This is a genomic window from Kitasatospora sp. YST-16, from assembly GCF_026802215.1.
Classification (GTDB): Bacteria; Actinomycetota; Actinomycetes; order Streptomycetales; family Streptomycetaceae; genus Kitasatospora; species Kitasatospora cineracea.
Genome location: NZ_CP113837.1, coordinates 7,308,713 through 7,323,208, shown reverse-complemented (window position 1 = coordinate 7,323,208; position 14,496 = coordinate 7,308,713). Strand labels below are relative to the sequence as shown.

Sequence of the window (14,496 nt, the reverse complement as noted above, 5' to 3'; positions counted from 1 at the left end):
GAGGGCCGTTCGGGCTCCGCAGCCGCTCAGCTGCGCAGGAACTCGCGGTTCAGGCGGGCGATGCCGGACAGCGGGATGCCCTTGGGGCAGGCGGTGGCGCACTCGCCGGTGTTGGTGCAGCCGCCGAAGCCCTCGTCGTCCATGGCGCCGACCATGTTCCGCACCCGGGAGGCGCGTTCGGGGGCGCCCTGCGGGAGGACGTTGAGGTGGACGACCTTGGCGGCGGTGAACAGCATCGCGGAGCCGTTGGGGCAGGCCGCGACGCAGGCGCCGCAGCCGATGCACTCGGCGTGCTCGAAGGCCAGGTCGGCGGCCTCCTTGGGGACGGGGGTGGCGTGCGCCTCGGGGGCGGAGCCGGTGGGGGCGGTGACGTAGCCGCCGGAGCCGATGATCCGGTCGAGGGCGGAGCGGTCGACCACCAGGTCGCGGACGACGGGGAAGGCGCCGGCCCGCCAGGGTTCGACGTCGATGGTGTCGCCGTCGGTGAAGTGCCGCATGTGCAGTTGGCAGGTGGTGGTGCGTTCGGGGCCGTGGGCCTGGCCGTTGATGACCATGCCGCAGGCGCCGCAGATGCCTTCGCGGCAGTCGTGGTCGAAGGCGACGGGGCGCTCTCCGCGCAGGATGAGTTCCTCGTTGAGGGTGTCGAGCATCTCCAGGAAGGACATGTCCTCGCTGATGCCGGAGACCCGGTACTCGGTCATCTCGCCCGGGGTGTCCGGGCCTTGCTGGCGCCAGATGCGCAGGGTGAGGTTCACGCGTAGCTCCGCTGGGTGGGGTGGACGTGCTCGAAGACGAGCTCTTCCTGGTGCAGGACGGGGGCTTCGCCGGTGCCGGTGAACTCCCAGGCGGCGGCGTAGCCGAACTCCTCGTCGCGGCGGGCGGCTTCGCCCTCGGGGGTGGCGGACTCGGTGCGGAAGTGGCCGCCGCAGGACTCGGCGCGGTGCAGCGCGTCCAGGCACATGAGTTCGGCGAGTTCGAAGTAGTCGACCAGCCGGTTGGCCTTCTCCAGCGCCTGGTTGAGCTCCTCGCCGGTGCCGGGCACCTTGATCCGGCGCCAGAACTCGGCGCGGATCTGCGGGATGCGCTCCAGCGCGCGGCGCAGTCCGGCCTCGTCGCGGGCCATTCCGCACTCCTCCCACAGGAGTTCGCCGAGTTCGCGGTGGAAGGAGTCGGGGGTGCGGTCGCCGTCGACGGCCAGGATCAGGTTCAGCCGGTCGGCGGACTCGGCCTCCACGGCGGCGAGTTCGGGGTGGTCGGCGGGGACGGCGGCGAGCTTGGTGCGGCCCAGGTAGTCGTTCAGGGTGGGCGGCAGCACGAAGTAGCCGTCGGCGAGGCCCTGCATCAGGGCGCTGGCGCCGAGCCGGTTGGCGCCGTGGTCGGAGAAGTTGGCCTCGCCGATCGCGAACAGGCCGGGGATGGTGGTCTGCAGGTCGTAGTCGACCCAGAGCCCGCCCATCGTGTAGTGGATCGCCGGGTAGATCCGCATCGGGACGGTGTACGGGTCCTCGGCGGTGATCCGCTCGTACATCTCGAACAGGTTGCCGTACTTGGCCTCGACGGCGTCCCGGCCGAGCCGGGCGATGGCGTCGGCGAAGTCCAGGTAGACGCCCTGGCCGCCGGGGCCGACGCCGCGGCCCTCGTCGCAGACCGTCTTGGCGGCCCGGGAGGCGATGTCGCGCGGCACCAGGTTGCCGAACGCCGGGTAGATCCGCTCCAGGTAGTAGTCGCGCTCGTCCTCGGGGATCTGCGCCGCCGGGCGGGTGTCGCCCTTCGCCTTCGGGACCCAGATCCGGCCGTCGTTGCGCAGCGACTCGCTCATCAGGGTCAGCTTGGACTGGTGGTCGCCGGAACGCGGGATGCAGGTCGGGTGGATCTGGGTGAAGCACGGGTTGGCGAACAGGGCGCCGCGCCGGTGGGCCCGCCAGATCGCGGTGGCATTGGAGTTCTTGGCGTTCGTGGAGAGGTAGAAGACGTTGCCGTAGCCGCCGGTGGCGAGCACCACGGCGTCCGCGGTGTACGAGCGGATCTCGCCGGTGACCAGGTCGCGGGCGACGATGCCGCGGGCCCGGCCGTCGACCACCAGCAGGTCGAGCATCTCGGTGCGCGGGTGCAGTTCGACGTTCCCGGCGGCGACCTGCCGGGACAGCGCCTGGTAGGCGCCGAGCAGCAGCTGCTGGCCGGTCTGGCCGCGGGCGTAGAAGGTGCGGGAGACCTGGACGCCGCCGAAGGAGCGGGTGTCGAGCAGGCCGCCGTACTCGCGGGCGAACGGGACGCCCTGGGCCACGCACTGGTCGATGATCTCCACCGAGACCTCGGCCAGGCGGTGCACGTTGGACTCGCGGGCCCGGAAGTCGCCGCCCTTGACGGTGTCGTAGAACAGCCGGCGCACCGAGTCGCCGTCGTTGCGGTAGTTCTTGGCCGCGTTGATGCCGCCCTGGGCGGCGATCGAGTGAGCGCGCCTCGGGGAGTCCTGGAAGCAGAACTGGACGACGTGGTAGCCCTGTTCGGCCAGCGTGGCGCCGGCCGCGCCGCCGGCCAGGCCGGTGCCGACCACGATCACGGTGTGCTTGCGGCGGTTGGCCGGGTTGACCAGCTTGGCCTCGAACCGCCGCTGCTCCCAGCGCTGTTCGATCGGCCCGGCGGGGGCGGCGGTGTCGGCGACGGGCGCACCGAGGGTGTAGTCGAGGTAGCTCATTCCCGGGCTCCCGGTGGGGTGTTGGGGGTTCGACGGGTGCGGCGGGTTCGGCGGTTGCGGCGCGGGGTTCACCGGGCTCACCGGGCTCACCGGACCAGTCCGGCCATCACGGCCACCGGCACCGACAGGAACCCGGCGGTCAGCAGCAGCGCCAGCGCGTTCGCGCCGAGCTTCAGCGCCCGGTCGCGGCGCGGGTTGTTGACGCCCAGGGTCTGTGCGGCGCTCCAGAAGCCGTGCCGCACGTGCAGGCCCAGCGCCAGCATCGCCAGGCAGTAGATCGCGCCCGAGTACCAGGTCGAGAACGAGGCCACGATGTTCTGGTACGGGTGGCCCTCCTCGGCGGCCGGGTTCACCGTGAGGGTGGTCAGGTCGAGGATGTGCCAGACCACGAACAGCCCGAGGATCACCCCGCCCCAGCGCATCGTCCGGGTCGCGTAGGTGGCCCGCTGCCGCTGGTGGACGTACTTCACCGGGCGGGCCTTGAGGTCGCGGCGGGAGAGCTGGTAGGCGGCGGTGCCGTGCGCGACCACCGCGGCCAGCAGTCCGGCCCGGGCCAGCCAGAGGAACCAGCCGTGGTGCAGGAAGGGCTGGCCGATGGTGCGCAGCCAGTGCGCGTAACCGTTGATGTCCGCCGGGCCGAAGAACACCTTGAGGTTGCCGAGCATGTGGGCCACCAGGTACGCCAGCATCATCAGCCCGCTGACCGCCATCACGGCCTTCTTGCCGACGGAGCTGCGCCACAGCGCTGCCAGTGAGGACGGGTGCCGGCCGGGGACGGGGGTCCGGTTCGTCTGGTTCACCCGGTTCGCCCGGGTAGCGGGAGCCATGACCATGACCGTAAGCCGGGCGCGTCGGGGGTGTCCAAGACATGGAAGCGCCGGTCACGATAGGCAGTGCCTATGATGGCTGGTGTGCAGTTGCAGCAGCTCGCCTACTTCGTCGCGGTTGCCGACGCCCGGCACTTCACCCGGGCCGCCGAGCTCAGCCACGTCTCGCAGCCCTCGCTCTCCCAGCAGATCCGGTCCCTGGAACGGGAGTTGGGCGCCGAACTGTTCCACCGCTCGCGGGCCGGGACGGCCCTCACCGACGCCGGGCAGGCCCTGCTGCCGCTGGCCCGGCGCATCCTGGCCGACGCCGACAGCGCCCGGCGGGCCGTCGCCGAGACCGTCCAGCTGCGTCGGGGCCGGGTCCGCTTCGGCGCCCCGCCCTCGCTCTGCGGCAGCCTGGTCCCCGAGGTGCTGCGGGCGTACCGGGCCCGGCACCCCGGCGTCGACCTGCACCTCACCGAGGGCGGCTCCCGGCACCTGGTCCGCGACCTGGAGGCCGGCGGGCTCGACCTCGCCCTGGTCATCACCCCGGCCTCGCCGCCGGCCGCGCCGCTCGCCGTCACCCCGCTGCTGCACGAGGACCTGGTGCTGGTCTCCGCCGAGCCGCTCCCCCGCGCCCGGGCCCGGATCACCGACCTGCGCGGCCGGGACCTGGTGATGTTCCGGGAGGGCTACGACGTGCGCGAGACCACCCTGGCGGCCTGCCGGGCGGCCGGGTTCGAGCCCACGTACGCCGTCGAGGGCGGCGAGATGGACGCCGTGCTGGCCGCCGTCCGGGCCGGCCTCGGCCCCGCGGTCGTCCCCGGCATGGTCGCCGCCAGCTCCCAGCTCCCCACCACCCCCTTCGCCCCGCCCGGCCTCGGCCGCACCATCGCCGTCGCTCACGGCCGCGACCTGCCGCTCACCCACGCCGCGAGCGCCTTCCGCGAGGCCCTGCTCGCCTACCTGCACGAGGCCGACCGCACCGACTCCCTCCCCCCGGGCACCCGGCTGCTGGCCCACTAGTGCTCGGACCGCACGGGTGCACCGGGTTGGCGCTGACGGGCTCTTGACCGGTCGGATGTCGCGAGGCGTTCAGCTCGGACGGGACGCAACGGCGGAGCCGGTCATGGTCCGCGGGCCCACGGAGCACGGAGGCCGGCGGTTCCAGGGGATCGTGCGGCGGGGCAGTACCGACTCGGTGCGTGACCGGCGGACGATGACGCTGCCCGCCACCCCGACGTCCTCGCCGGCGGAGGCCCTTCTCGTTGCGGCAGCCTGATCCGGCCTGGCGAGCGCCTGCATCAGGCGAGCTGTGGCATGACCTCGGACGCGATCCACTCCATCGCCTTCTCCACATGCTCAGCCGCAACGGGCATCCACAGGGTGGAGACAGCGAGCCCGGCCTCGGCGAGCTTTCCGAGGGCTTCAGCGACACTCGCCGCAGTGGGCGAATCCCCGCCGAGCGGCTCTCCTGGAGACGGGACGGCCGCGGGGATCCCGGGTGGCGTGAAGAAGGCGGCCGAAGCGAGCGTCAGGCGGTCGGCCTGTTCCTCGGTGGTGGCAAGTTCATGCAGGCGGCGCTTCACATCGGTGACTTCCCCGACATCGACGCCAGTGCCGTACCAGCCGTCGCCGAAACGCAGCGCGCGGCGCAAGGCCGCGTCGCTGTGACCGCCGACCCACACCGGCGGGCCACCACGCGTGACCGGCGGCACTCCGAGGTGGGCGGCGCGCAGTTTCGTGAACTGCCCCTCGAAGTCAACGGGTTGTGTCGTCCACAGGGCCCTGGCAGCGGCGAGATGGTCATCGGTACGGGCGCCCCGTTCTCGGGAGGGCACACCCACGGCTTCGAACTCGTCGGGGTTCCAGCCAGTGCCGATTCCCAGGATCAGACGACCGCCGGATACGACGTCCAACGTCGCCGCCTGGTTGGCGAGCACGAGCGCCGGATAATACGGCGCGACCAGCACGGAGGTCAGCAACCGCAGGCGGGTCGTTGCACCCGCGACTGCGGAGAGCAGGACGAGAGGGTCGGTGTCGAGGCCGAATCCGCTGTCCAGGAGGCGGTTGCCGACCGCCACGTGGTCGAAGCCCAGCTGCTCCGCATGCACGGCAGCGCGGAGCACGGAGGTTCCGTCCTCGATCGGCCAGCGCGGCTGAAGGGAGACACCGAGGCGCAACAGGGACATGAGCGAAGCCTTTCAGCGGCGGTCCGGTGGTGGCAGGACGGTCTGCGGACCGCCCGACACCACTCCCAACTCCCCAACGGCGCCGGTTCATCCACCGAAAGCGGCGATCTCCCGTCGAGCCTCGACGGAGCCGGCGCCGCGCTGCGGGCAGTGCACCTTCCCGGTCGGATCACCAGCACCGGCCCGGCGAACGTTGTCGGTCACAGCACCGCGGCCGCGGTTCCGGACCCGGCCCGCTCCTTCCGGCGCGGGCGTACGATGGGCCCGGTTTCGGACAGCGCTTCGCCGCGGGGGGACGGTTGACGCACAATCAATTCTCCGGCGGGCAGGCCCGGAACGTCGTCCAGGCCGGGTCCGTCGGCCGGATCGACCTGACGGTGCCCGCCGCCCCGCTCCCCGAACCGGACCCGGACGCCCGGCGGCTGGCCGGCCTCGTCGGCGGGCAGTGGCGCGCCGAGGCCGCCGCCCGGGGGCTGTTCGGACCGCTGCCGCTGCCGGTGCCCTGGCGCACCGAGCACCGGCTGGCCGACCACCCGGAGCTGGCCGGCGACCGGCCCGCGACGGTGCACACCGGGCCCGCCGAGATCGCCGAGATGTTCCTGGCGTTGCCGGAACGCCGCCTGGTCGTCCTCGGCGGCGCCGGGTCCGGGAAGACCTCGCTGGCCGTCCTGCTGCTGCTCCGGCTGATCGACCGGCTCGGCCCCGAGGACCCGGTGCCGGTGCTCGTCCCGCTCGTCTCCTGGGAGCCCGGCAAGCAGCCCCTGCGGGAGTGGCTCGCCGAACGGCTCACCAAGGACTACCCGACCGTGCCGGTGGCCCGACTGCTCGCCGAACGCCGCCTGCTGCCCGTCCTGGACGGCTTCGACGAACTGCCGCCGGAGCACCAGGCCGACGCGCTCCGGGCGCTCAACCGGAGCCTGGCGCCCGGCGATCCGCTGGTCCTCACCAGCCGCGCCGAGGAGTACCGCCGCGCCGCCGGGCAGTCCCGCGTCCTGCACGCGTCGACGGCGCTGCGGAGCCGGCCGATTCCCGCCGCGGGCGTCGGCGAGGCGCTGCGCCACCACGCGGGGCCCCAGCAGCTCGACCGCTGGCAGCCCGTCCTGGACGAGATCGCCCGCCACCCGACCGGGCCGGTCGCCCGCGCGCTCGCCAACCCGCTGCTGCTGTCGCTGGCCCGCGAGGTGCACGGCCGCCCCGGCGCCGACCCGGCGGACCTGCTGCGCTTCCCCGACCGGGAGTCGCTCACCCACCACCTGCTCGACCGGCTGGTCCCCACCCTCGCCCCGCACGCCGCCCGCACGCTCGGCGGCCTCGCCGCGCACGACGAACCCGACCTAGCCTGGTGGCGCCTGTACTGGCGGCTGACCCGCCCCGTGATGGCCCGCCGGTGGTCCCTGGCACTGACCGCCCCGGTCTTCCTGGCCGCGTGCGCCGTGATCGCCCGGGTCGACCAGACCACGCACCCCTGGCCGCACGCCGCAGCGATGATGACCGCCGGGGCCATGCTGGGACTGGTCGGCGGCGGGTACGAGAGCTGGGCGCGGCCGCAACCCCCGTCCCGGTCCGTCCGCTCCCCGCGCCGGCGGGCCGCCCGGGCCGCGGCCCTGCTGCTGGCCTGCCCCGCGCTGGTCCTCGCCGCACTGCCCGTCCGGCACTGGGTGCCGGGCAGCGAGCGGCCGCTCGCCACCGCGAGCACCGTCCTACTGCAGGGCTGGTTCGTCATCCTGCTGCTGCTCGCCGGCCGGGCCTGGCTCCGGCGGACCGCCCGGGTGGTCTCGGCCAAGCGGCAGAGCAGCCCCGCCGCGGCGCTGCGCGGCGGGCGGCGGCGGGCACTCACCGTGGGTGCGGCCGCGGGCTGGGCGTGGTACGCAATGCTGTCCACCGGCCTGGACCCGCCGCCGCCGTGGCAGGCCCTGGGCGCCGGGCTCTCGGCGGCCGCCGCGGTCGTCCTGGCCTCCCAGTGGGGCGCGTACACGCTGGCCCGGCTGGTCCTGGCCGCCGCCGGGCGGATCCCGCTGCGCTACGCGGCCTTCCTCGCCGAGGCGCACCGGCTGGGCCTGCTGCGCCGGGTCGGCTCGGTGTACCAGTTCCGGCACGAGTCGCTGCGCGAGCGGCTGGCGCAGCAGACCCCCTGACGGGCCGCCGGGGGCGGCGCGTAGGGTGGGTGCACGGAACATCGGTACGCATCAGTACGACGAGAGGTGGTCCGGATGGCCGGGAGCGTGGTGGCGGTCAGCAGGAACGGGGAGTACTCGTTCACGAAGCCGAACCGGGACGGGATCCGCCTGCTGGCGGGGCTCGGGGTCGAGGGGGACGTGCACGCGGGGGTGACGGTGAAGCACCGCTCCCGGGTCGCGCAGGACCCCTCGCAGCCGAACCTGCGGCAGGTGCACCTGATGCACGAGGAGCTGTTCGAGGAGCTGGCGGAGGCCGGGTTCACCGTCGCGCCGGGGCAGTTGGGCGAGAACGTCACCACCCGGGGCGTGGACCTGCTCGGGCTGCCGGTCGGGACGCTGCTGCGGTTCGGGGCGGAGGCCGTGGTCGAGGTGACCGGGCTGCGCAACCCGTGCGCGCAGATCGACAACTTCCAGCACGGGCTGCTCAAGCAGGTGGTGGGGCGGGACGACAGCGGGGCGCTGGTCCGCAAGGCCGGGATCATGGGCGTGGTCCGCTCCGGCGGCGAGATCCGCCCCGGCGACGGCATCACCGTCACGCTGCCGCCCGAACCGCACCGCCCGCTCGACCGGGTCTGAGCCCTGCGGGGTCCGCCCCGACCCGGCCCGGGAGCGGGTAGGAAGTCAGCCGCCGGGGCGGGACCAGCCGCGGGCCTCGCCCTCGTCGATGAAGCGGCGGGCGGCGGCCCAGAGGGGGGTGGAGGCGTCGGCGATGACGGACTTGCGGGCCCGGACGTCGTCGGCGGTGACGCCGGGGGTGCGCCAGGTGCCGCCGCGGGCCATCCAGTTGAGCAGGAGCGGTTGGAGCCGGTCCATGGCCTTGGCGAACCGGGCCTCGGGGGTGCGGCGGGCCTCGAACTCGTCCCAGTGGGCGCGCAGCAGGCGGGTCTGGTCGGCGGGCAGCAGGGCGAAGAGCTCGTCGGCGGCGGCCGCCTCGCGGGCCTCCTGGTCGAGGGCGCCGACGCTGTCGTACAGCGGGGTGTCGCCGGCGTGGATCTCCACCAGGTCGTGCAGGAGCACCAGTTGGACGGTGTGGCCGACGTCGATCGGCTCGTCCGCGTGTTCGGCGAGGACGGTGACCATCATCGCCAGGTGCCAGGAGTGCTCGGCGTCGTTCTCCCGGCGGTCGGCGGCGGCGAGCGGGGACTGCCGCAGCACCGTCTTGAGGCGGTCCACCTCGACCAGGAAGGTGAGTTGGGCGTGCAGCCGCTCGTCCAGGCCGTCGGGGAAGGGGGTGGTGTCGGCCAGCGGGCGCCGGCGTTCGTCGTCGCTCATGCCTCCCATCCTGCCAGGCGGCGGCCCGGAACGGGAGGTGCGGCTCCGATTCCGGTAAAGCGCCGGATTTCCGGATGCCTCCGCAAGCGCCTCTTCCGGGAATTGCCGGGGCCAAGGGCGCTTGTGGCCGGAGCGTTTTCCGCGGTACTTTGACGTATCGCTCAACTTCCTTTTCCCGTCGCTTTGCTGACGGTCCGTCGGAGAGGGTCGCCCTTGTTCCGGGGGGCTTTTCCCTTGCGATTCCCTTGCCCGTTGTCGGGGGCGTGTCGCGGTGTTCCGTCCCCGTCCTAGCGTCCTGCCGCCGAGCTTTCACCGGCCGCGGTCCCGCACCCATCGGGGCCGTCGGCCTCCCCCATCGACCGGGCTCGGCAGGAGGAATTGCGATGAACCGCAAGACCGCTCTGGCGGTGGCTGTCGCGGCGGCCCTCACCCTGGGCAGTGCCGTGGTGGCGAGTTCGCAGGGTGTCGCGCTGGCCAGCAGTGGCACCTCGAACGGCTCCGCGTTCCGGGCGATGAGCGCCTCGGACCGGGCCGCGGCCATGGACCGGGCCGGCCGGGAGGCCGACGCGGCGGCGAAGGCCCTGGGCCTGGGGCCGGACGAGCGCCTGGTGGCCAAGGACGTGCTGGTCGACAACGACGGGGCCCGGCACGTGCGCTACGACCGCACCTACCGCGGGCTGCCGGTGGTCGGCGGCGACCTGGTGGTGCACTACGCGAAGAACGGCAGGGTCACGTCGACGAGTTGGGCGCACGAGGGCGCGATCCGGCTGGCCGGGGTGACGCCGAAGCTGTCGGGGCAGGACGCCTCGGCGGCGGCCGCCCGCAGTGCCAAGCACGTCAAGCAGGCGCACGCCACCGACCGGGACGGCAGCCAGCTGGTGGTGTGGGCGACGGCGCACGGCGCCCCGGTGCTGGCGTACCGGACGACCGTGACGGGCACCGGGCAGGCGGGTGCGGCGTCCCGCGAGGCGGTGCTGGTGGACGCGGGCAGCGGCGCGGTGCTGGACCAGTACGAGCTGGAGCAGGGCGTCTCGGGCAGCGGCGACGGCGTGAACGTCGGGCAGGTCACCATCGAGACCAGCCAGGACGGCAGCGGCAACTACACGCTGACCGACGCCTCGCACGGCGGCACCATCGTCTACGACTCCAACAACAGCCCGCAGTCGAACCCGGCGCAGAACGCGCAGGCGTTCAGCAACAGCAGCGACAACTGGGGCGACGGCACCGCCGCGAACCGGGAGAGCGCCGCCGTCGACGCCTCCTTCGGACTGGCCAAGACCTGGGACTTCTACCAGAGCACGTTCAACCGCTCCGGCATCCGCAACGACGGCCGCGGCGCCCCGGCCTACGTGCACGTGGACAACCAGCTGCTGAACGCGTTCTACGACGACTCCTGCTTCTGCATGTCCTTCGGCGACGGCTCCTCGCAGAACGGCAACACCCCGCTCACCGCGCTGGACGTCTCCGGCCACGAGATGACCCACGGCGTCACGGCCGCCACCGCGAACCTCAACTACTCGGGCGAGAGCGGCGGCCTGAACGAGTCGACCAGCGACATCATGGGCACCATGGTGGAGTTCTACGCCAACGACCCGTCCGACCCGGGCGACTACTACATCGGCGAGAAGCTCAACATGGGCAACGGCTACCTGCGCCGGATGGACAACCCGTCGCTCGACGGGTCCTCGCTGTCCTGCTACAGCTCGAACGCGGGGTCGGTGGACGTCCACTACTCCTCCGGCATCGGCAACCACTTCTTCTACCTGACGGCCGAGGGGACGAGCCCCAAGACCATCGGCGGGCTGCCGCACGACGGGGCGCCGTGCAACGGCGACAGCTTCGGCGGCATCGGCAAGGACAAGGCCGCGGCGATCTGGTACCGCGCGCTGACCACCTACATGACCTCCACCACCGACTACAACGCGGCCCGCACCGCGACCCTGCAGGCGGCGGCCGACCTGTACGGCGCCAACTCGCAGGAGCGGTACATCGTCTCCAAGGCGTGGGCCGCCGTCTCGCTGGGCACCGCGCTGCCCGACCCGGGCACCGGCAACCCGTCGCCCTCCCCCACCCCCACGCCGTCCCCCACCTCGACGCCGACCCCGCCGCCCGGGGGCAACGCGCTGGCGAACGGCGGCTTCGAGCAGGGCGCCACCGGCTGGACCCAGAGCGCCAACGACATCACCAACTCCACCCAGCAGGCCGCCCACAGCGGCTCCTGGTACGCCTGGATGATGGGCTACGGCTCCGCCGCCAGCGAGACCCTCTCGCAGAGCAACGTCGCCGTCCCGTCCACCGGCAGCCCGAAGCTCACCTTCTGGCTCAAGGTCACCACCCAGGAGACCGGCACCACCGCCTACGACACGCTCAAGGTGAACGTGAACGGGCGGACGCTCAAGACGTACTCCAACGCCAACGCCTCGGCCGGGTACGTGCAGAAGAGCGTCGACCTGAGCGCCTTCGCCGGCCAGACGGTGAACCTGTCCTTCGCCGGGCAGGAGGACGCCGCGCTGTCGACCATCTTCCTGATCGACGACGTCAAGGTCGGCTGAGAGCAGGGCAGTTGACCGACAGTCAGTCCCGGTGGCGGGCCAGCTCGGCCCGCCCCCGGACGCCGTACTGGCGGTAGAGCCGGGTCAGGTTGGCTTCGACCGCCTTCACCGAGAGGTGGAGGCGGGCGGCGATCTCCCGGTTGGTGGCGCCGGAGCGGATCAGCGCGAGGATCTGCTGCTGCATGGGGGTGGGGTCGGCCTCCAGGGCGTCCAGGGCGGCCAGGGCGGCGGCGGCGTGCTGCTGCCAGGGCAGGCAGCCGGCCGCGGCGTAGCGGGTGTGGGCCTCCTGGAGGGCGGCGCGGGCGGCGGCCCGGCGGCGGGCGCGGCGCTCCAGGGCGCCCAGCGCGAGGTGGGCGCGGGCGAGTTCGAGGGGGTAGGGGTGGGTGTCGGGGATGAGGGCGCGCAGGGTGTCGGCGGCGCGGCGGGGGTCGGTGGCGGCGGTGAGGTGGGCCTCGGCGCGGTGCAGGCCCAGGGTGAGCACGTCGCGGCCGAGCCGGGTGGCGCGGTCGCGGGCGTCGGCGAGGGTGGCGGCGGCCTCCTCGGGGCGGCCGGAGAGGGCGAGCGCCTCGGTCAGGTCGGCGTCGACCAGGAAGAGCGAGGGGTCGGTGAACTCCATCCGGCGCAGCAGGTGCAGGCAGCGGGTGAGGTGCTCGGCGGCGGCGGGGTGGTTGCCGCGCAGGAGTTCGACCCGGCCGCGCAGGCCGTGGGCGTAGGAGAGCCATTCGCGGTCGTGGTCGCTCTCGGCGGCGCGGATCGCGGAGTCGAGGAGCTGGGCGGCGCGGTCGGCGGTGCCGCCGTTGAGTTCGGCGGCGCCGCCGAGGACGCGGGCCGGGCCGGGGCTGGGTTCGATGCGTTCGCGCAGGTCGTGGGCGGCGCGGCCGGCGGCGTACGCCTCGGTGCAGCGGCCGGCCCGCTCGTAGACGGAGGCGGCGATGTAGAGGACGTTGGCGAGGTCCTCGGTGCGGCCGGCGGCCTCGACCTCGGCGCGCAGGGCTTCGACCTCGGCGACGGCGCGGGGCAGGTCGCCGCTGCGCAGGGCGGCGACGGCGAGTCCTTCGCGGCAGAACACGGCGGCGGCGGTGGGGGGCCGGCCGGCGGCGAGGCGGCAGCCGCGTTCGAGTTGGGCGAGGCCGAGGGCGGGGTCGGTGAGCAGGGTCAACGGGGCGCGCTGGGCGAGGAGTTCGACCAGCAGGTCGGGGTCGTCGGCGTGGTCGGCGTGCTTCTCGGCGGTGGCGAGTTCGGCGAGCCCTTCGGCCCGGTCGCCGTGGTGCAGGGCGCGGACGGCGCGTTCCTGGTGGACGGCGGCGGTGAGCGCGGGGTGGCCGCCGGTGTCCTCGGCGGCGGCGGCGAGCAGGGGTTCGGCGCCGGGGTGGTCGGGGCCGAGCAGCCGGGCGAGCAGCAGGCGGGCGTGCACCCGGACGTCGGCGGCGGGGGCGTCGGCGAGGCGTTCGCCGCAGGCGCGGGCGAGGTCGGGCAGGCCGGCGGCGGCGGCGTTGCGGGCGGCGGCGAGCAGGCGGCGTCCGGCGGTGTCGGGGTCGGGGGTGTGTTCGGCGGCGAGGCGGAGCAGTTCGGCGGCGGTGCCGGGGGCGCCGCGGGTGAGTGCGGTGTCGGCGGCGCGGTGCAGCCGGGAGGCGAGCCGCGGGTCGGGGGCGTCGGCGGCGAGGGCCTGGTGGCGGACCTGTTCGACCGGGTCGGCGGTGAGTTCGGCGAGCAGCCGGTGGGCGGCGCGCAGCGCTTCGGGGGCGGCGTCGGCGAGGACCACCTCGGCGACCAGGGGGTGGCTGAACTGGGGGTGCCGGCGGGGGTCTGCTGGACGATGCCGTGGCGGCGGGCGGCGGCGAGCGGTTCGGTGACGGTGGCGGGCAGGCCGGTGCCGGTCCGGGCGGCGGCCAGGACGGTGAGCGACTGCCGTGCGGGGTCGGGGAGTTCGCCGAGCCGGGCGGAGACCAGGGCGCGCAGCCGGTGCGGGACGTCGAGCGGGCGGGCGGGGTCGGCGGCGAGCGCGCTCTCGCCGCCGCCGGCGGCCAGTGAGCGGCCCAACTCCAGTGCGTAGTATGGGTTTCCGCCGCTGACGGCGTGCACCCGGGTGAGGGTGAGGCCGCTCAGGCGCAGGCCGAGGCGTTCGCGCAGCAGGGCGCCGGTGCCGCGTTCGCCGAGCGGGCCGACCGGGATCTCGCGGGCGGCGGGCGGGCAGAGGGCGCCCCTCTCGGGTGCGGCGTCGGCGTGTTCGGTGCGTTCGGTGACGGCGATCCGCAGTTGCCGGTCGGTGAGGCGGCGGGCGGCGAAGGCGATGACCTGGCGGCTGGCCTCGTCGAGCCACTGGGTGTCGTCGAGCAGGACGAGCACGGGGCCGCGCTGGGCGAGCCGGCGCAGTGCTTCGAGGACGGCGACCCGGACGGCCAACGGGTCGGTGGGGGCGCCGGGTTGGGGGGCGCGGTGGAGCAGGGCGCACTCCAGGGCCTGGCGCAGGTGGTCGGGCAGGTCCTCGGCGAGGCCGGGGAGGGCCTCGCCGAGGAGGTCGATCAGGGCGAGGTGCGGCAGGTCCGCCTCGGCGGCGGTGGGGCTGCTGCGCAGGACGGTCTCGCCTGCCGTGCCGGCGTCCTGGGCGAGGGTGTCGAGCAGGGCGGTCTTGCCGATGCCGGCCGGTCCGTGCAGCAGGACGCCGCCGGTGGCGGCGAGTGCGGTGCGGATGTCGGCGAGCAGGTGCGCGCGGTCGACGAGCGGGGGCTCGGTCGGGCCCGCCGGGGTGCTGGCGGGTCCGGCCGGGCCGGGGAGGATGCCGGTCATGGCGGTCAGTGTGCC

11 protein-coding genes are annotated in these 14,496 nt (G+C 74.1%); 4 read left to right on the top strand and 7 right to left on the bottom strand.

The features are described from left to right. Positions 1–26: 26 nt before the first annotated feature. The 3 genes from OU787_RS32945 to OU787_RS32935 form a co-directional block, all read right to left on the bottom strand. Positions 27–755: a succinate dehydrogenase/fumarate reductase iron-sulfur subunit gene (locus OU787_RS32945; protein WP_268661598.1), complete on the bottom strand. Its 729-nt coding sequence runs from the start codon at positions 753–755 to the stop codon at positions 27–29. Beyond that, positions 752–2,695, bottom strand: a complete 1,944-nt coding sequence (locus tag OU787_RS32940) for a fumarate reductase/succinate dehydrogenase flavoprotein subunit (protein WP_268661597.1) — start codon at positions 2,693–2,695, stop codon at positions 752–754. The genes OU787_RS32945 and OU787_RS32940 overlap by 4 nt, the downstream gene beginning before the upstream one ends. Positions 2,696–2,781: 86 nt before the next feature. Next, positions 2,782–3,522, bottom strand: a complete 741-nt coding sequence (locus OU787_RS32935; protein ID WP_030462364.1) for a succinate dehydrogenase cytochrome b subunit — start codon at positions 3,520–3,522, stop codon at positions 2,782–2,784. Between the two features lie 84 nt (positions 3,523–3,606). On the opposite strand from OU787_RS32935, the gene OU787_RS32930 reads away from it, so the two are divergent. Next, positions 3,607–4,527 carry a LysR family transcriptional regulator gene (locus OU787_RS32930; RefSeq protein ID WP_268661596.1) on the top strand — a complete coding sequence of 307 codons (921 nt, stop codon included), beginning with the start codon at positions 3,607–3,609 and terminating at the stop codon, positions 4,525–4,527. A gap of 278 nt (positions 4,528–4,805) precedes the next feature. Here OU787_RS32930 and OU787_RS32925 read toward each other — a convergent pair whose 3' ends face one another. After that, on the bottom strand, positions 4,806–5,693 hold the full coding sequence (locus OU787_RS32925; RefSeq protein ID WP_268661595.1) for a TIGR03619 family F420-dependent LLM class oxidoreductase: 888 nt from the start codon (positions 5,691–5,693) through the stop codon (positions 4,806–4,808). A 299-nt stretch (positions 5,694–5,992) separates the two neighbouring features. Between OU787_RS32925 and OU787_RS32920 the strand changes: the two genes are divergently transcribed. Together OU787_RS32920 and OU787_RS32915 are read left to right on the top strand one after the other, a co-directional pair. Next, positions 5,993–7,828: an NACHT domain-containing protein gene (locus OU787_RS32920; protein WP_268661594.1), complete on the top strand. Its 1,836-nt coding sequence runs from the start codon at positions 5,993–5,995 to the stop codon at positions 7,826–7,828. 75 nt (positions 7,829–7,903) lie between these two features. After that, the gene (locus OU787_RS32915) at positions 7,904–8,446 is read left to right on the top strand and encodes an MOSC domain-containing protein (protein ID WP_268661593.1); all 543 of its coding nucleotides are present in this window, start codon (positions 7,904–7,906) and stop codon (positions 8,444–8,446) included. A 45-nt stretch (positions 8,447–8,491) separates the two neighbouring features. Here the strand turns inward: OU787_RS32915 and OU787_RS32910 are convergent, their stop codons facing one another. Beyond that, the gene (locus tag OU787_RS32910) at positions 8,492–9,142 is read right to left on the bottom strand and encodes an HD domain-containing protein (protein WP_268661592.1); all 651 of its coding nucleotides are present in this window, start codon (positions 9,140–9,142) and stop codon (positions 8,492–8,494) included. Between the two features lie 383 nt (positions 9,143–9,525). On the opposite strand from OU787_RS32910, the gene OU787_RS32905 reads away from it, so the two are divergent. Continuing rightward, positions 9,526–11,694, top strand: a complete 2,169-nt coding sequence (locus OU787_RS32905; protein ID WP_268661591.1) for a M4 family metallopeptidase — start codon at positions 9,526–9,528, stop codon at positions 11,692–11,694. Positions 11,695–11,716: 22 nt separating this feature from the next. Here the strand turns inward: OU787_RS32905 and OU787_RS32900 are convergent, their stop codons facing one another. Continuing rightward, positions 11,717–11,878 carry a response regulator transcription factor gene (locus tag OU787_RS32900; RefSeq protein ID WP_227480470.1) on the bottom strand — a complete coding sequence of 54 codons (162 nt, stop codon included), beginning with the start codon at positions 11,876–11,878 and terminating at the stop codon, positions 11,717–11,719. A gap of 971 nt (positions 11,879–12,849) precedes the next feature. Then, positions 12,850–14,481, bottom strand: coding sequence for an AAA family ATPase (locus OU787_RS32895; protein ID WP_268661590.1), 1,632 nt, complete (start codon positions 14,479–14,481; stop codon positions 12,850–12,852). Between the last annotated feature and the right edge of the window lie 15 nt (positions 14,482–14,496).